Below are 17,206 nucleotides of genomic sequence, written 5' to 3' on the forward strand. Positions count from 1 at the left end.
GGCGGGCGCGGGACTCAGTGCGAGGGGTCGGCCGGCTTGCTGCGCGTCCGGCGGACCCGCGACGGACGCTCGACGCGCGCCCGGATGTCCGGTGGAACGAGGTCGAGCAGCTGATCGCGACGCAACGGGAGGTCGAGCAGGCTGAGTTTCATCCGGCCCTTGCGCGAGTGCCGGCTCGGGTCGAGTCGCACGACGTTGGCTGCGTCGCGCACGAGCCGGACGGTCACGACCGCGCCGCTCGCGACATCGGCGAGGACCTGGCCGTCGATCTCGACGGCGGCCTGCTTGGTCGCCGTCCCGATCGAGAACTGCAGACGCTCCGCCGGCCCGAGGATGAACGAGCGGTCGATGCCCGACATCGGGGCGACCGGCGTCACGACGGTGGCGGCGACGGCGGGGGAGAGCACCGGCCCGCCTGCCGCGTAGTTGTAGGCCGTCGATCCGGTCGGGGTGGCGATCACGATCGCATCGGCTTTGAAGTACCCGTAGGCGGTGCCGTCCACGGCGAGGTCGGCCATGACCACGCCGGTTCCCGGGCGCCGGGCGATGGAGACGTCGTTGAAGGCGAGGAGATGGGCGACCTGCTCGCCGGTGGTGATCGTCACCTCGAGGCCGTGGTGCGGTTCGAGGGAGAACTCGTTGTCGCTGACCCGTTGGAGCGCCTCCGCGAGTGCGGCCGGCTCGACCTCGACGAGGAAGCCGACGTTGCCGTAGTTGACGCCGAGCACCGGTGCGGATCGGCCGGCGAGCAGCCGCATCGCCCCGAGCATCGTGCCGTCGCCGCCCATGGCCACGGCGACGTCGACCGACGACGCGAAGGCGTCCTCGTCGAGGAGTTCGACATCGTCGCCGAGCCGGTTGGCCTCCGCGCGGAGTCCGACGAGGCGCGCTCCGTGTTCGAGCTGCCATGAACGGAGGATGCGGACGGAGTCGTCGATGTTCTTCGTGGGATGCGTGATGAGGCCGATCGTCATCGACGGCCCGGTGGGGTGCTTCGTGCGAGTGGTGGTCACCCGTCGAGCATAGGCCGATCGCCTGACAGCGCGACTGGGACCCGTACGCCCACCAGGCAGCAGCGTGCCTCGCGGCCGACGCGCGCCGGGCCGCGTTTGGGATACTGGAGGGAGCCGGTCCGCCGTGATCCTCGCGGGGCGCTGAGCGTGGAGGAACGACATGAGCGATGTGACCGAGCACCCTGGCCCACCACGGCGGGCGGGGCGGCTGAAGCCGATCCTCATCGGAATCCTCTGCGCGGTGCTCGTCGTGGTCCTCGGGTTCGTCGTCTGGACCCAGATCGTCATGCAGGGCACTCGTCCCGCCGCACTCGCGGTGTGGGAGGACCCGGCGGTCTCCGTCACCGACGTCGGCGACGCCGTGGTCCTCGCCCCGACCGCGGATGCCGAGCGTCCGGCCTCCGGTACCGGTCTCGTCTTCATCCCCGGGGCGAAGGTCGACCCGTACGCCTACCTGTACAAGCTGTCCGGCGTCGTCGAGGAGGCCGGCGTGACCGTGGTCATCACGAAGCCGACGCTGAACCTGGCGTTCTTCGACCAACGGCCGCTGGAGGCGTTCACCGCAGCCGCCCCGGACGTCGACACCTGGTTCGTCGGCGGCCATTCACTCGGTGGGGTGCGCGCCTGCCAGCTCGCGGAGGATCGCGCGGTGACGGGCCTCGTCCTGTTCGGGAGTTACTGCGCGAACGACCTCTCGGGCTCGGCCCTCGAGGTGCTGAGCCTTGCGGGGAGCGACGACGGACTGAGTACCCCGGAGAAGGTCGCCGACGCGCGCGTCCGGCTGCCCGCCGACGCGACGATGATCGAGATCGACGGGGCGAACCACGCGAGCTTCGGTGACTACGGGGTGCAGCCCGGTGATGGGTCGGCGACGATCTCCACCGATGAGGCCCGCTCCGAGATCACGCGGGATCTGGTCGAGCTGCTCGGCTGAGGGTAGGCGTGGGCTTCAGCGGTCCGCAGGGACCCTGACGATCAGCCCTTCGGGACCGGCGGCCCGACGACGAGCAGGGCCGTGAAGACGGCGACGACCACGAGGCCGCCGACGACCACGAGCAGGATCGGGTGTCGGACGAGCCAGCGCGTCAGGCGGTCGAGCACGCGCTGGTCGCGCGGGTCGGCGCCCGCCTCGCGGCGCCACGCCCCGTCGAGTCGGCCGGTGCGGTCCGCCCAGAGGTCGAAGGGGATGGTCGCGTACGGGACGACGGCGCTCACGAGGCCCACGAGGATCGTGCCGATGGGCCAGCGCTGGTTGATCCCGATGAGCAGGACCGTCGCGCCGTACACGAGGAACACGAAGCCGTGCAGCGCGCCACCGATGCTCACGCCGAGGTCGGTCGTCTTCGTGACGTACTTGAGGATCATCCCGATGATGAGCAGGGTCCAGGTGATCGCCTCGGCGATCGCGATCAGGCGGAAGAGGCGGCGCGGCGACACAGGGGCTCCAAGGCTCGGGGTGCAGGTCTTCCAGCTTGCCAGGGACGGCTGAGAAGGCGCTCCCAGCCGGCGTCCGGTTCTGCCACCCTGGGTGGATCGGGAATACCCGTCGGAGTGACGGGGTTCACCGATATGTATGCAAACACATACAATCGCCGTGACAGCTCGCGGCGAGCCACACGACGTTGGAGAACCCCATGACCACACCCCTCGAGTTCGGCATCGACACCTTCGGTGACGTCACGGTCGACGCCGACGGCGCGCCACTGTCCCAGGCGCAGGTCCTGCGCAACGTCATGGAGCAGGGCGTCTACGCCGAGGCGGTCGGCCTCGACTTCATCGGCGTGGGGGAGCACCACCGTGAGGACTTCGCGGTCTCGTCACCCGAGGTCGTGCTGGCGGCGATCGCGGCCCGCACCGAGCGCATCCATCTCGGATCCGCGGTCACGGTGCTGAGCTCCGACGACCCGGTGCGGGTCTACCAGCGCTTCGCGACGCTCGACGGCATCTCCGGAGGGCGGGCCGAGGCCATCCTGGGCCGCGGATCCTTCACCGAGTCCTTCCCGCTCTTCGGGTACGAGCTGTCGCAGTACGAGGAGCTCTTCGAGGAGAAGCTCGAGCTGTTCGTCGCCCTCCTCGAGCAGGAACCGGTCACCTGGTCGGGCAAGACGCGCGCGCCGCTCCGGGAGCAGTCGGTCTACCCCCGGGTGGAGCACGGGAAGCTGAAGACGTGGGTCGGTGTCGGCGGAAGCCCCGAGTCGGTCGTGCGGACCGCTCGGTACGGCCTGCCGATGATGCTGGCCGTGATCGGCGGTGGGCCGCTGCGGTTCGCCCCCTTCGTCGACCTCTACCACCGCGCACTCGCGCAGTTCCAGCTGCCGACCCAGCCCGTCGGCATGCACTCGCCTGCCCACATCGCCGAGACCGATGAGCTCGCGCAGGAGCAGCTCTGGCCGCACTACCGGGCGATGATGGACCGGATCGGCCGCGAGCGGGGCTGGAGCCCGATGACGCGTGGGCACTTCGAGCAGGAGGCCGGCCCGGAGGGTGCCCTGTTCGTCGGTTCGCCCGAGACGGTCGCGCGGAAGGTCGCGACCGCGGTCGACGGCTTGGGGCTGTCCCGCGTGGATCTCAAGATCAGCAACGGTTCGCTGTCGCACGAGCACCTCATGGACAGCATCGGACTGTACGGCTCCGCGGTCGTCCCGCGCGTCCGCGAACTGCTGACCGAGACCTCGACCGCCTGATCCGGTTCAGCGGATCGCCGGCGAGCGGTAGGGCATCGTCAGCGTCAGGACGGTGCCGCCGGTCTCGTCGTCGGCTGCCGGGCCGACCCTGAGGGACCCGCCGAAGGCGCCGGCCCGTCGATCCAGCTGCAGCAGGCCGCCGGACGGTTCGGCGTCCTCGCGGAGACCGGAGCCGTTGTCGACGACGCGCAGCTCGACGGCGCCCGCAATCGTCCCTCGCCGCTCGGTGGCGGGCGACGAGACCCGGAGGTCCACGACGAGTCGATCGGCCGCCCCATGGGTCAGCGCGTTCGTCACGCCCTCCTCGAGCGTGCGGACGACGACCGCGCGCTCCGCGGTCGTGAAGACGTTGTCGATCGGGTCGTCGAGGAGCCGGAAGTCCGGCGAGACGTCGAGACTGGTGGTGATCGACGGGGGGAGCCGTTGCAGGATCGCCCGGATGCTCGGGGCGATCCCGACCTCGAGCAGCGGCGGCGACAGGAGCCGGCTGAGTTCCCGCACGTCGCGCTCGCGCACGGTGCGGAGTTCCTCGCCGAGCGATCGCAGGGCCCTGGCCGCCTCCGATGCGACGTCCTGGCCGCCCTGCTCGAGTGCCGTGGTGACGGAGGCGAGCTGGGCGCTGATGAGGACGAGGTGCTGCTGCAGGGTGCCGTGCAGGCCTTCCGCGACCTCCCGCTTCACCCGCAGCTCCTCGCCCTGCAGGGACTGGAGGGCGAGGTCGGCCCGGTGCCGCTGATCGGCGTGTGCGCGCTCCTCCTCGCGGGCGCGTCGCCGGGCGGCACTGAGGCTGAACCCGAACGTCGCGCAGACCGCCAGGGCGAGCGTCGTCGTCCCGGCTTCGACGAGGACCGTCTGCAGGCTCGGATCGCGGTACACGCCCAGCAGGAGCTGGAGTCCGCTTCGCAGCAGCCCCGTCAGCATCGCCACGAGGAGGACACCCGCGAGCACCTTGGGGCGCCACCATTCGTGGAGCGACGGCCCCCACCTCGACCACAGCAGGAGTGCGAGCACGAGGATCGCCGCGCTCAACGAGACGAGGTTCGCGGTGACCCGTTCGGCGAGCATGCCACGCGTCCCGCCCGGGGCGACCCAAGTGTAGATGTAGACGCTCTGGAAGGACACCGCGAGCCCGAAGACCGCGGCCATGGCGCCACTTGCCGTGATGAACGCCCGGCTGTCGCTCCAGCGCTCAGCGCGAGCGGTCCGGGCCTCCTGGGTCATGGCTCCATTCTGACCTGCCGTGCCCGCCACCGCCGACATCGACGTGCGGTCGCTCGGGAGCTTCCCCCTCGGTCGTTCCCCGGTCGATCCGGGATACTCGGAACATGCACCACCAGTCGCACTCCGATATCTCGCCCGCCGCGCTGTCCACGGTCGGTGACGCGACGACGGACGCCGCGACCACCAGGCCGCTGCGTGTCGGCGTGATCGAGGATCAACCGCTGCTCGGCGGCATGCTCGCCGAGCTGCTCGACGGGGCGCCAGGCGTGGAGTTCGTCGGGCGTGCCGGTACGGTCGCCGAGGCCCGCAGGCTGTTCCTCCCGGGAACGGTGGACGTGCTGACCATGGACATCGAGCTCCCCGACGGCAACGGGGTGAGCCTCGGCGTCTCCCTCCGCCGGGCGCAACCCGGCCTCGGTGTCGTCCTGCTGTCCGCCTACGACCTCATGGACATGCTGCTCGAGATGCCGGCCGACGTCCGCGACGGGTGGAGCTACCTGTCGAAGACCTCGTCACTCACGCGCGAGATCCTGCTCGAGGCCATCCGGGTCTCCGCTCGTGGCGAGACGATGCTCGATCCCGAACTCATCGACCGGACCCGGCCCAGAGCTGGGTCGAGTCTCGAGTCGCTCACCGATCGGCAGTACGCCGTGCTGCAGCTGCTCGCGACCGGTCGTTCGAACACGGGGATCGCGACCAGGCTCGGGATCGCGGAGAAGTCCGTCCAGAACCACCTCACGGCGATCTACGCGGCGCTCGGGATCGAGCACGACACCTCGAGCAACCCGCGGGTCTCGGCCGTCCTCGCCCTCCTCGCCGAATCCGGCCGCTTGTCCTGACAGGACGTCCGCGGTCGATGCGCGGGCTCAGCGTCCGCGGTCCGGCGCTTCGAGGTCGTCCACCGTCCGATCGGGGCGCCATCCGCGCCAGACCGGATGCCTGAACCGCCCGTCCGGTGTCCACTCGCTGAAGCGGACCTCCCCGATGAGGACCGGTTCCACCCAGTTGGCGTCGGCCGCATCGGCCGGTGGGACACCCACGAGTGTCGTCGACGCCCGACCCAGCCGTTCGAAGCGGAGCGCGGTCGCCGCCAACTCCCGGTCGCTGAAACCGCTTCCGACCCGACCCGCGTAGTGCAGCAGTCCGTCCGAGCCCGGCACCCCGAGCAGGAGTGACCCGATCCCACCCGAGCGCCCGCCCCGACCGGGACGCCAGCCGGCCACGACGACCTCCTCCATGCGTTCGTGCTTGAACTTGACCCAGGTGCTGCTGCGTCGACCCGGCCGGTAGCGGCCGTCGAGCTCCTTCGCCATCACTCCCTCCAACCGCAACCCGCGACTCACCTCGAGCGCATCGTCGAGCGAGCCGTCGATCGTCGGTGGCACCTGGACGACGGTCCCGGATTCGATCGTCCGCTCGAGCAGCTCGCGACGCTCCCGGTACGGCAGCTCCGTCCGATCCGTGTCGTCCAGCGCGAGCAGGTCGAACAGCAGCAGCCGGACCGGCGTCCGACGGCGCTCCCGTTCGACGTCCCGCTCCGCGGTGAGCTGCATCCGACGCTGCAGCAGCGAGAAGTCGGGACGGCCGTCAGGTCCCGACGCCACGATCTCGCCGTCGAGGACGACCGCACGGCCGGCGAGCGACGCCGCGAGCTCCTCGACCACCTCCGGGTACGCCGCCGTGAGGTCCTTGCCGTTCCGGCTCGACAACCGCACCCGCCCCGTCGAGCCGTCGACGCTCGCGATCGCACGGATGCCGTCCCACTTCATCTCGAACGCCCAGGAACCGTCGTCGACCAGCTCGCCGGGTACCGCGACACTCGCGAGCATGGGGGTGGGGATCCCACGAGGCCGTGCGACCGGTGGAGCCGGCGGGTCACCCGGGGCCCGCATCCGGTGGATGAGCCACGACGGCGCCTCCCGTCCCGTCCCGCCCGCGGTCCGGATGAGTGCGAACCGCATCGGCCCGCCGAGCGCGCCTCCCGCCCGGCCGTGCAGGGTCCCGATGACCTCGTCGTCGCGCCACTTCTCCAGCTCGTAGGTGCCCGCGTCCCAGATGGTCACCTCACCGGCCCCGTACTGCCCGGCGGGGATCGTGCCCTCGAAACTGCCGTACTCGATGGGGTGGTCCTCCGTGCGCACCGCCAGGTGGTTGCTGCTCGGATCCGTCGGCACCCCCTTCGGCAGGGCCCACGACACCAGCACGCCGTCGTGCTCGAGTCGGAAGTCATGGTGGAGTTTCCGGGCCTCGTGTCGCTGGATCACGAACGAGGGCGGTGCCCCGGCAGCGGCAGGCGCCGGCGGTCCGTCCGGGACGGGCTCGGGCGTCCGCTCCGCATCCCGCTTCCGCCGGTACTCCACCAGCCGGTCCTCGTGCTCCGACGGGCGGATCGTGATCGACGGACGCGGGTCGCCGAGCACCCGCAACGGGTCCTCACCGTCCGCCAGACGCTCGAGCACCGCAGGGAACTCCAGCTGCGCCAGCCCCGGATCGTCGAGCTCCTCCCACCGGCGGGGAGCCGCCACCGTCGGCCGCGACCGACCCCGCAACGAGAACGGCGCGATCGTCGTCTTCGACCCGTTGTTCTGACTCCAGTCGACGAAGACCTTCCCCGTCCGTCGCTGCTTCGACATCTCGCTCACCACGAGGCCCGGCTCGTCCGCGGCCAGCGCCCGCGCGAGCTCATGCGCCACGAGCGACACCTCCTCGGAACTCTGCCGACCGTCCAACGCCGCGTACAGGTGGATCCCCTTGCTCCCACTCGTGAGCGGAACCGGATCCAACCCCATGTCCACCAACACCGCCCGCGCCAGGCCCGCGACCCCCGCGCACTCGGAGAGGGACACCCCCTCACCCGGATCGAGGTCGAGGACGAGACGGTCGGGCGGACGGCGCTCGCCGGATCGGTCGAACCGCCACTGCGGCACGTGCAGCTCGAGCGCACCCAGCTGCGCCAGCCACGTGAGTGTCGCGAGATCGTCGACGATCGGGTACTCGTTCGTGTGATCGCTGTGCTCGATAGGGAGCCGCTGGACCCAGTCGGGAGCCGAGGAGCCCAGGTCCTTCTGGAAGAACCCCGACTCCGGCGACGCAGCCGTCCCGACGCCGTGCACCCAGCGTTTCCTGGTCACCGGCCGATCGGCCAGGTGCGGGAGGAGGTGTTCGGCGACCGCGGCGTAGTAGGCGAGGACCTCGGCCTTCGTCGTGCCGGTCTCGGGGTACAGCACCTTGTCGAGATGGGTGAGCTGGATCCGGCGTCCGTCGACGTCGACCCACTGCGTCTGCGCGCCGCCACCGCTCGTCCTCGCCATGGCGATCAGCCTGCCGCCCACGGGCGTCAAGGGCTAGCCCTTGACGATGTTCCGGGTGTCTACTGGTCACCACGACAGCGCGGGCGGATCCGCCGGCGGACGGGAGCGGTCATGCGCGCGATCTGGAAGGGTGCGGTCACCTTCGGCCTGGTGAACGTCCCGGTGAAGGTGTACAGCGCCACGGAGGACCACGACCTCTCGTTGCACCAGGTCCACGACGCCGACGGCGGGCGCATCCGGTATCAGCGCAAGTGTGAGGTCTGCGGCAAGGTCGTCACCTACGACCACATCGACAAGGCGTACCAGGACGGCGAGCAGACGGTGGTCCTCACCGCCGACGACCTGGCATCGCTCCCCGAGGAACGCAGCCGCGAGATCGAGGTCGTCGAGTTCGTGCCGAGCGACGACCTCGACCCGATCATGTTCGACCGCAGCTACTTCCTCGAACCGGACTCCTCCTCGTCCAAGGCCTACGTCCTCCTCCGGCGGACGCTCGAGGAGACCGACCGCACGGCCATCGTGCGGTTCGCCCTCCGCCAGAAGACGCGTCTCGGCGCCCTCCGGGTGCGCGAGGACGTCATCCTCCTGCAGACACTGCTCTGGGAGGACGAGGTCCGCGAGGTGCGGTTCCCGGCCCTCGAGGAACGCGTCCGCATCTCCGCCAAGGAACTCGAGATGTCGGAGGCGCTCGTCGAGTCCTTCTCGTCCCGCTTCCGCCCGGACGCGTTCGTCGACGAATACCAGGCACAGCTCCGGAAGCTCATCGACGCGAAACTCGAGCAGGGCGACGCACTCGACACCGCCGCCACCTTCGGCGAGCAGCCCGAACCCGACGACGACACGGGCGCCGAGCCGATCGACCTCATGGAGGTGCTGCAACGCAGCATCGAACGGCAGCGCGGCACGACCGGCGCGAAGACGGCGAGTGGAGCGAAACGGTCCGGCACCGCCAAGCCCGCCGCGACGAGCAGCTCGGCGAAGACCGGTACCGCGAAGACGGGCACCGCCAAGACGAGTAGCGCGAAGACCGCTACCGCCAAGACCGCGGCGTCGAAGCCGTCGACCGCGACGAAACGCAAGAAGAGCGCCTGAGCGACGACGCCCGGGCTGAGAGGGAGCACGACATGATGGAGCACCGCATCACCCCGTTCCTCTGGTACGACTCGCAAGCCGAGGAGGCGGCGACCTTCTACGTGTCACTGTTCCCCGACTCCCGGATCACCTCGGTGAGCCGCTACCCGGAGGGCGGACCCATGCCGGCGGGCCAGGCGATGGTCGTCGAGTTCGAGCTCGAAGGACTGCCCGTCAGCGCGATGAACGCCGGGCCCATCTTCTCGTTCACCGAGGCGTTCTCCTTCTCCGTCAGAGCCGACACCCAGGACGAGATCGACCGGCTCTGGGACGCCCTGATCGCCGACGGCGGTGCCCCGAGCCAATGCGGCTGGCTCAAGGACCGCTGGGGACTGTCCTGGCAGATCGTGCCCGGCATCCTCGCCGAACTGCAGAACGACCCCGACCGGGAACGCGCGGCGCGAGCCATGCAATGCATGATGGGGCAGACCAAGTTCGTCATCGCCGAACTCGTCGCCGCTGCGGACGGTCGGTAGCGGCTCCTCCACAACCGACCAACCGACGGCACACCGCCCCTCCGAGACGCCGGCGCAGTCCACCGTCAGCAGCTCCTGACAGACTTGCCGCATGTCCCACCCCAGCGCGCCCACCCCCGCCCACCCCGAACCGACCCCCACCGGATCGGTCGCCGAGGCGACGGCGGCGCTCGCCGCACTCACGGGCGTTCCGGGGGCCACGTTCCACGACGGTCAACTCGAGGCGATCCTCGCGCTCGTCGACGAACATCGTCGTGCGCTCGTCGTCCAGCGCACCGGTTGGGGCAAGTCCGCCGTCTACTTCATCGCGACCGCCCTTCTGCGCCGACGGGGCGCCGGGCCGACGCTGTTGGTCTCGCCGTTGCTCGCGCTCATGCGCGACCAGGTGGCGGCCGCCGAGCGCGCCGGCGTGCGCGCGGTGGCGATCAACTCGGCGAACGCGCACGAATGGGACGACGTCCGGGCGCGCCTGGAGGCCGACGAGGTCGACGTCCTACTCGTGTCACCCGAGCGGCTCAACAATCCACGCTTCCGCGATGAACAGCTCCCGACCCTCGTGGCCCGGACGGGCATGCTGGTGGTGGACGAGGCGCACTGCATCTCCGACTGGGGACACGACTTCCGACCCGACTACCGGCGGCTCGCCGAACTGATCGGACGCCTCCCGGCCGAGGTCCCGGTCCTGGCGACCACCGCGACGGCCAACGCACGCGTCGTCCGCGACATCGCCGAGCAGCTCACCGCACCCGGCGCCGCAGGCTCCCACGGAGCCGAGGTGCTCACCATCCGTGGCTCGCTCGCGAGGGCGTCCCTCCGGCTCGGCGTGCTCCGGCTGCCGGAGTCACGGGACCGCCTCACCTGGCTGCTCAGCCACCTCGGCGGGCTCACCGGGTCCGGCATCATCTACACGCTCACGGTGTCCGCCGCAGAGGACACCGCGCGGCTGCTGCGCGAGGCCGGTCACGAGGTCCGGGCCTATACGGGCCGGACCGATCCCGACGAACGCGAAGAGTCCGAGCGGCTCCTCAAGGAGAACCGCCTGAAGGCGCTGGTCGCGACGAGCGCGCTCGGCATGGGGTTCGACAAACCGGACCTCGGGTTCGTCGTACATCTCGGCGCTCCGTCCTCGCCGGTCGCGTACTACCAGCAGGTCGGTCGCGCCGGCCGCGCCACCGAGCACGCAGACGTCCTGCTCCTGCCCGGAGCGGAGGACGAGGAGATCTGGCAGTACTTCGCGACCGCGTCGATGCCGGACGAAGCGCGGGCCACCGCGGTCCTCGACGCACTCGACAGCCAGCCGCGGTCCACGCCCGCGCTCGAGGCGCTCGTCAACCTGCGCCGCACACCCCTCGAACTGCTCCTCAAGGTGCTCGACGTCGACGGCGCGGTCCAGCGGGTGGCCGGGGGATGGGTGTCGACCGGCCAGCCGTGGGTCTACGACCGGGAGCGGTACCGGCGGATCGCCGAGGCCAGGGTGGCGGAGCAACAGGCGATGCTGGCCTACGAGCGCGGCGACGAGTGCCGGATGCTCGTGCTGCAACGTGAGCTCGACGACGCGAGCGCGGTGCCCTGTGGCCGATGCGACCGGTGCGCCGGGCCGTGGTTCCCCACCGAACTCGACAGCGCCGCGGCCGTCTCCGCTTCGGAGGCACTCGGTCGGGTCGGCGTCGAGCTCGAACCGCGGGCGCAGTGGCCCACGGGAGCCGACCGCCTCGGCGTCACCGCGGACGGCGCAGCGGTGAAGGGGCGCATCGCGCTCGACGACCGCCTCGAACCCGGGCGCGCGCTCGCTCGGCTCACCGACCTCGGCTGGGGCGGTGTCCTCCGTGAACTCTTCGCCGCGGGCGCACCCGATGCTCCCGCCTCCCGTGCCGTCATCGACGCGAGCGTCCGCGTCCTGGCGGATTGGCCGTGGGCGCAACGACCGGCCGCCGTGGTCAGTGTGCCGTCACGGTCGCGTCCGCAGCTCGTCGACTCCGTGGCGAGGGGCATCGCGTCGCTCGGGCGACTGCCCTACCTCGCGGAGCTCGACCTCGTCGGCGACGGCCCGCGCGGTGGTCCGGGCGGCAACAGCGCCTACCGCCTGGCCGGCGTCTGGGACGCCTTCACCGTCGGATCCGAACTCCGGGCGCAGCTCGCAGCGTTGGAGGGCGCACCGGTCCTGCTCGTCGACGACCGCGCCGACAGTCGGTGGACGCTCACCGTCGCCGGTCGCGCGCTCCGCCGCGCCGGTTCCGGCCCGGTCCTCCCGTTCGCGCTCGGGATCGTCGGCTGATCGCCCGTCAGCCCTCGTGGAGGCTGGAGCGGGTGTCCTTGGCGAGGTGCCGCGGCAGCAGGATCGTGCAGACGAGTCCGACGACGGCTGCTGCAGCGCAGATCGCGAAGCTCAGGCGGAAGGCGTCCGCACTGGGTGTCGTGACAGCGCCGTCGGTGACGACCTGTGAGGCCAGGATGGCGCCGATCACCGCACTCGCGATCGTGGAACCGAGCGTCCGCATGACGGAGTTGAGTCCGTTGGAGGCCGCCGTCTCGCTGGGTGGGACGGCACCCATGATGAGCGTCGGCATGGCGGCGTAGGCGAACCCCACCCCGAAGCCGACCGCGGTGGCTGTGAGCACGGTGTGCCAGACCTCGGTCATGAGTCCGATCGCGATCGCGTAGCCGACCGCGATGATCGCGATGCCGATGAGCAGGCTCAACCGGGCGCCCTTGGCCGCGGTCAGTCGAGCGGCGACCGGCGACATCGCCCACATGATGAGACCGCTGGGCATGAGGCAGAGGCTCGCGATGAGCATGTTCTGCCCGAGACCGACTCCGGTGCCGACCGGCGCCTCGAGGATGCCCGGGAGGACGACCGTGCTGCCGAAGAAGGCGAAGCCGACCGTGATGGACGCGAGGTTCGTGAAGAGCACCGTCCGTCTGGCGGCGATCCGCAGGTCGACGAGCGGACTGGCGGACCGTATCTCGAACCATCCCCAGAGCAGGAGCACGACGACGCCGCCGATCAAGCAGCTGAGGGTCCCGACGCTCGTCCAACCCCACTCGTTGCCCTTCGAGACGGCGAGGAGGATGGGGACGAGGCCGGCGGCGAGACCGATCGCGCCGATCCAGTCGAAACCGCCTTCGCTCCGGAGGGTGCTCACCGGGACGAAACGCGCGACGAGGACGAAGCCGATGAGGCCGAGGGCACCCGCGACCCAGAACAGCACATGCCAGTCCAAGTACTGCGAGATCACCGCGGAGATCGGCAGACCGACGGCACCACCGATGCCGAGCGTGGCACTCACGAGCGCGACCGCGGGCCCGAGGCGCTTCGCGTGGAGCACGTCGCGCAGGATGCTGATGCCGAGCGGGATCACGCCCATCGCCATCCCCTGGAGGGCCCTGGCGACGATGAGCGGGACGATCGTGGACGAGAAGGCGGCGAGCACCGAACCGGCCATCATGATCCCGAGCAGGACGAGCACCATCCGTCGTTTGCCGTAGAGGTCGCCGAGCCGACCGGCGATCGGGGTCGCGACCGCGGCCGACAGGAGCGTCGCCGTCACGACCCACATGCTGTCGGAGGCGTGTACGCCGAGGATCGTCGGGAGCGACGGCACGAGTGGGGTGACGAGCGTCATCATGAACGCCGCGACGAGACCGGTGAAGGCGAGGCTCGTGACGACCGCGCGCTCCGGAAGCGGCTTGCGGAGAGCCGCCCGCTCCTCGTCGCTGAGCCAGGGACGCTCGGCCCCAGGCTGGTCCTCGTCGTGGTCGTCGGGCTGCGCTGAATCCTGCGTCACGGGTCCTGTTCCTGTGGAGAGTCGATGCGGCCGAGGCCACTCGGAGTCGAACACCGTCCGTCGGTGCGGTATTCCCGGCTCGGCCGGGCCGATGTCGTCGGCCTCGTCGTCGACTCAGCGCGGGAGGCGGGGGATCGCCGCGATGAGCTGCTTCGTGTAGGCCTCGGCGGGATCATGGAGGACCTGCGCGGTGGCGCCGGCCTCGACGACCTGCCCGTGTCGGAGCACCATCGTGCGTTCACACAGCGCTGCCACCGTGCCGAGGTCGTGCGAGACCATGACGAGCGCCAGACCGTTCGAGGCCCGCAGCTCGGCGAGGAGCTCGATGATCTGGATCCGGGTGCTCATGTCGAGGGCACTGACGGGCTCGTCGGCGAGGAGGAGCCGGGGGTTCGGGACGATCGCGCGGGCGATGGCGATCCGCTGCCGCTGGCCGCCCGAGAACTCGTGCGGGAACCGCGACGCCGCGTCGGCGGGCAGTCCCACCGCCTCGAGCGCCTCGGACGCGCGGACGGTCGCCTGCTCGGTGGTCGCCAAACGGAGGGATCGCAACGGTTCGGCCACGATGCGCCCGATGCGCTGCCGCGGATCCAGCGAGGAGTACGGATCCTGGAAGACGGCCTGCACCGATGCGCGGAACCGACGGACCAGCGTCCGGTCGCGGGGGTCCAGAGCGCCACCGTCGAACCGGACCGAGCCCGTGGTCGGCCGGTCGAGGCCGAGCAGCAGCCGGAGGAGAGTGCTCTTGCCGGCGCCGGACTGACCGACGATCCCGACGGCCTCTCCTGCGCCGACGGCCAGCGACACGTCGTCCAGGGCCTCCTGACCGCCGCGGTATCGGAAACCGACCGCGTCCAGCTCGAGGATCGGCGTCGCCGTGATCGGTGCATCGGTCATCGTGGGTCCTCCAGCGCGTCGTCGAGCGCGCGTGCGCTGGCGACCAGACGACGGGTGTCCTCGTGCTTCGGTGCCGTCAGCACCTGCGCCACCGGGCCGCGCTCGACGGCGCGACCCTCGCTCAGCACGACCACCTCGTCGACCATGGCCGACACGACGGCGAGGTCGTGACTGATGAACAGGAGCGCCATGCCGCGTTCCCGGACGAGACGGTCGATGAGCGCGAGCACCTCCGCCTGGACGGTCACGTCGAGGGCCGTCGTCGGCTCGTCCGCGATGAGGAGCTGCGGGCGACCGGCGAGCGCGATGGCGATCGCGATGCGCTGCCGCTGCCCGCCGGACAGCTCATGGGGGTAGGAGGCGGCGATGCGCGCGGTGTCGGTGAGGGACACCTCGACGAGGGCCGCTTCGACGGCCTCCTTGAGCCGTTCGCCCCGGAGTCCCAGATGGCGACGCAGGGGCTCGGCGAGCTGGGCGCCGACCCGCATGAGCGGGTCGAGTGCGGTCAGCGGCTCCTGGAAGACGAGTCCGGCCACCCGACCGCGGAGCGGCCGCAGCGCGCGGTCCGGGGCACCGATCACCTGGGTGCCGGCCAGTTCGACGCTGCCGCTCGCGCTCAGCTGGTCGCCGAGCAGCCCGATCACCGCGAGGGAGGTCAAGGACTTCCCAGACCCGGAACCGCCGATGAGGCCGAGGCGACCCCCGGCGGCGATGGTCAGGTCCAGCCCGTCGAGGAGCGGCCGGTCAGCGCCGTCGGGAGCACCGCGCCGGATGCCCCGGGTGATGGTCAGGCCGGAGATGTCGAGGAGATCGCTCATGCGCCGCGCCTCCTCGTCGGATCGCCGAGGTCCCGCAGGCCGTCCGCGATGAAGTTCACGCCCACCACGAGCATCACCACGGCGACACCCGGAGCGATCGCACCGATCGGTGCCGTCGTGACGGTGGCTTGGGCCTCCTGCAGCAGGCGTCCCCAGGAGGCGTTCGGCGGTGGCGCGCCGAGGCCGAGGTACGACAGGCTCGCTTCGGCGAGGACGGCGATGCCGAACTGCAGCGCGAGGTTCACGCTCAGGGTGGGCCAGATGTTCGGGAGCACGTGCTGGCCGATGACACCGGCCCAGCTCGTCCCGGCGGTCCTGGCTGCCACCACGTACTGCTCGCTGAGGACCCGCTTCGTGAGGATGCGGGTCAGGCGGGCCACGATGGCCGACATGGCGAGTCCGATCGCGATGATCGCGGTGCCGAGTGACGCGCCCTGTGCGGCCACGATGAGCATGGCGAGCAGGAGCACCGGGAAGGCGATCACGACGTCGAGCGCGGCGGAGATCGTGTCGTCCAGCCAGGCCGACGCGAAGGCCGCGGCGAGTCCCACGGCGATGCCGATGACCGCCCCGACCGCGACGGCCCCGGCGCCGGTCGCGAGCGCGATGCGCGCGCCGATCATGAGCTGGGTCATGAGGTCGCGACCGAGCTTGTCCGTACCGAGCCAGTGGGTGCCGCTCGGCCCCTCGAGGCGACCGCCGGAGGTGTCCGTGGGGGCGAAGGGCAACCACACGAGCGAGACGGCCGCCAGGACGGCGATGACGCCGACGAGGACGAGTCCGACGGTTAGCGTCGCGGACCGGGCGCGGCGCCGCACGGGGCGCCGGTCGGCGAGCGCGGTCTGGACGTCGACGGCGCTCATCGGAGCCCGTTCCCCGAGATCGAGGTGCGCAGACGCGGATCGATGAGCCGCTGCGCGATGTCGGCGACGAAGCCCGTCAGGAGGACGACGAGGGTCGAGACGAGGAGGATGCCCTGGATGTTCGGGTAGTCGTGCTGCTGGATCGCCGTCAGGAGCATCGACCCGAGGCCGGGCAGGCTGAAGACGCTCTCGACCACGACGGCTCCGAGGAAGGTGGTGGCGAGCTCGATGCCGAGGATCGCCACGACGGGCACCGCGGCGTTCCGGGCGCCGTGTCGGAGCAGGGCCTCGCCGAAGCCGGCTCCCTGCGCCCGTGCGGAGCGCAGATAGTCGCTCCCGACCACGTCGAGCGTGGCGGAGCGGACGTATCGGGTGATCGACGCACTCATGACGATGGCGATGGTGATGACCGGGAGGGCGAGGCTCGTGAGCGCCGCGGCAGGATCGGCCCAGTCGTCGCGCGGGAAGCCACCGGACGGGAACAGGCGGAGCGTCACCGCGAACACGCTGACGAGCAGGATGCCGACCCAGAACACCGGAACGGCGATCCCGAGCTGCGAGAGGCCGGACAACGCGATGCCGTACCAGCGGTCGGCCCGGAGGGCGGACACGACACCGGCCACGAGGGCGAGCACCACGGCGAGGAGGAACGCGAGGAGCGTCAGCGGCACGGTGACCTGGAGGCGCGACGCGATCTCGGGCCCGACCGGGAGCGAGCTCACGAACGAGGAACCGAGGTCGAGGGTGAGGACGCCGCCGAACCAGGCGGCGAACTGCTCGCCGAGCGGCCGGTCGGCTCCCACCTGCTCGCGCGCCGCGTCGATCTGCTCCTGCGTGGCGTTCACCGAGAGCAGGGCGTTCGACGGGTCGCCCGGCAGCAGCCGGAGCAGCACGAACAGCACGGTCATGGCGACGAGGAACGACACCACGAGGAACGCGGATCGGCGCAGCAGGTAAGCGAGCATGGTGGACCTCAGCGTAGCGAGGCCCGGTCCGACCGGGCGGTG

At 70.9% G+C, this 17,206-nt stretch carries 15 protein-coding genes; 6 read left to right on the top strand and 9 right to left on the bottom strand.

Annotated features, from left to right (window positions below):
• Positions 1 to 14: 14 nt before the first annotated feature.
• Positions 15 to 1,013 (bottom strand): NAD(+)/NADH kinase, encoded by a 999-nt coding sequence (locus IFT89_RS06335; protein ID WP_236555474.1) that lies wholly within the window; start codon positions 1,011 to 1,013, stop codon positions 15 to 17.
• Between the two features lie 160 nt (positions 1,014 to 1,173).
• On the opposite strand from IFT89_RS06335, the gene IFT89_RS06340 reads away from it, so the two are divergent.
• Entirely contained in the window at positions 1,174 to 1,947 is a 774-nt protein-coding gene (locus tag IFT89_RS06340; RefSeq protein WP_202938537.1) for an alpha/beta hydrolase, read from the top strand.
• 41 nt (positions 1,948 to 1,988) lie between these two features.
• Here IFT89_RS06340 and IFT89_RS06345 read toward each other — a convergent pair whose 3' ends face one another.
• Positions 1,989 to 2,450, bottom strand: coding sequence for a DUF3817 domain-containing protein (locus tag IFT89_RS06345; RefSeq protein WP_079706044.1), 462 nt, complete (start codon positions 2,448 to 2,450; stop codon positions 1,989 to 1,991).
• 197 nt (positions 2,451 to 2,647) lie between these two features.
• On the opposite strand from IFT89_RS06345, the gene IFT89_RS06350 reads away from it, so the two are divergent.
• Positions 2,648 to 3,697 carry an LLM class flavin-dependent oxidoreductase gene (locus IFT89_RS06350; protein WP_202938538.1) on the top strand — a complete coding sequence of 350 codons (1,050 nt, stop codon included), beginning with the start codon at positions 2,648 to 2,650 and terminating at the stop codon, positions 3,695 to 3,697.
• Between the two features lie 6 nt (positions 3,698 to 3,703).
• On the opposite strand, the gene IFT89_RS06355 is transcribed toward IFT89_RS06350, so the two are convergent.
• Positions 3,704 to 4,918 carry a sensor histidine kinase gene (locus IFT89_RS06355; protein ID WP_202938539.1) on the bottom strand — a complete coding sequence of 405 codons (1,215 nt, stop codon included), beginning with the start codon at positions 4,916 to 4,918 and terminating at the stop codon, positions 3,704 to 3,706.
• A 104-nt stretch (positions 4,919 to 5,022) separates the two neighbouring features.
• Here IFT89_RS06355 and IFT89_RS06360 point away from each other — a divergent pair, with 104 nt between their 5' ends.
• Positions 5,023 to 5,757: a response regulator transcription factor gene (locus tag IFT89_RS06360; RefSeq protein ID WP_192017889.1), complete on the top strand. Its 735-nt coding sequence runs from the start codon at positions 5,023 to 5,025 to the stop codon at positions 5,755 to 5,757.
• Between the two features lie 27 nt (positions 5,758 to 5,784).
• Here the strand turns inward: IFT89_RS06360 and IFT89_RS06365 are convergent, their stop codons facing one another.
• A complete protein-coding gene (locus IFT89_RS06365; RefSeq protein WP_202938540.1) occupies positions 5,785 to 8,229 on the bottom strand; it encodes an ATP-dependent DNA ligase in 2,445 nt (814 codons plus the stop codon).
• A gap of 111 nt (positions 8,230 to 8,340) precedes the next feature.
• Here IFT89_RS06365 and ku point away from each other — a divergent pair, with 111 nt between their 5' ends.
• From ku to IFT89_RS06380, 3 genes are all read left to right on the top strand, one after another.
• A complete protein-coding gene (gene ku / locus IFT89_RS06370) occupies positions 8,341 to 9,321 on the top strand; it encodes a non-homologous end joining protein Ku (protein ID WP_192017891.1) in 981 nt (326 codons plus the stop codon).
• 32 nt (positions 9,322 to 9,353) lie between these two features.
• Entirely contained in the window at positions 9,354 to 9,836 is a 483-nt protein-coding gene (locus IFT89_RS06375) for a VOC family protein (RefSeq protein ID WP_370582633.1), read from the top strand.
• A gap of 91 nt (positions 9,837 to 9,927) precedes the next feature.
• Positions 9,928 to 12,111 carry a RecQ family ATP-dependent DNA helicase gene (locus IFT89_RS06380; protein ID WP_137241600.1) on the top strand — a complete coding sequence of 728 codons (2,184 nt, stop codon included), beginning with the start codon at positions 9,928 to 9,930 and terminating at the stop codon, positions 12,109 to 12,111.
• Between the two features lie 7 nt (positions 12,112 to 12,118).
• Here the strand turns inward: IFT89_RS06380 and IFT89_RS06385 are convergent, their stop codons facing one another.
• The 5 genes from IFT89_RS06385 to IFT89_RS06405 all read right to left on the bottom strand — a co-directional run bounded on the left by IFT89_RS06385 (position 12,119) and on the right by IFT89_RS06405 (position 17,164).
• On the bottom strand, positions 12,119 to 13,621 hold the full coding sequence (locus tag IFT89_RS06385; RefSeq protein WP_240043840.1) for an MFS transporter: 1,503 nt from the start codon (positions 13,619 to 13,621) through the stop codon (positions 12,119 to 12,121).
• 114 nt (positions 13,622 to 13,735) lie between these two features.
• Positions 13,736 to 14,518, bottom strand: coding sequence for an ABC transporter ATP-binding protein (locus tag IFT89_RS06390; RefSeq protein ID WP_192017893.1), 783 nt, complete (start codon positions 14,516 to 14,518; stop codon positions 13,736 to 13,738).
• On the bottom strand, positions 14,515 to 15,336 hold the full coding sequence (locus IFT89_RS06395) for an ATP-binding cassette domain-containing protein (protein WP_137241602.1): 822 nt from the start codon (positions 15,334 to 15,336) through the stop codon (positions 14,515 to 14,517). Before IFT89_RS06395 ends, IFT89_RS06390 begins: the two co-directional genes overlap by 4 nt.
• Positions 15,333 to 16,199, bottom strand: a complete 867-nt coding sequence (locus IFT89_RS06400; RefSeq protein ID WP_202938541.1) for an ABC transporter permease — start codon at positions 16,197 to 16,199, stop codon at positions 15,333 to 15,335. Before IFT89_RS06400 ends, IFT89_RS06395 begins: the two co-directional genes overlap by 4 nt.
• Positions 16,196 to 17,164, bottom strand: a complete 969-nt coding sequence (locus IFT89_RS06405; RefSeq protein ID WP_079706032.1) for an ABC transporter permease — start codon at positions 17,162 to 17,164, stop codon at positions 16,196 to 16,198. Before IFT89_RS06405 ends, IFT89_RS06400 begins: the two co-directional genes overlap by 4 nt.
• Between the last annotated feature and the right edge of the window lie 42 nt (positions 17,165 to 17,206).

Origin of the sequence: Plantibacter sp. CFBP 13570, from assembly GCF_014841395.1 — a bacterium.
GTDB classification, from domain to species: Bacteria; Actinomycetota; Actinomycetes; order Actinomycetales; family Microbacteriaceae; genus Plantibacter; species Plantibacter auratus.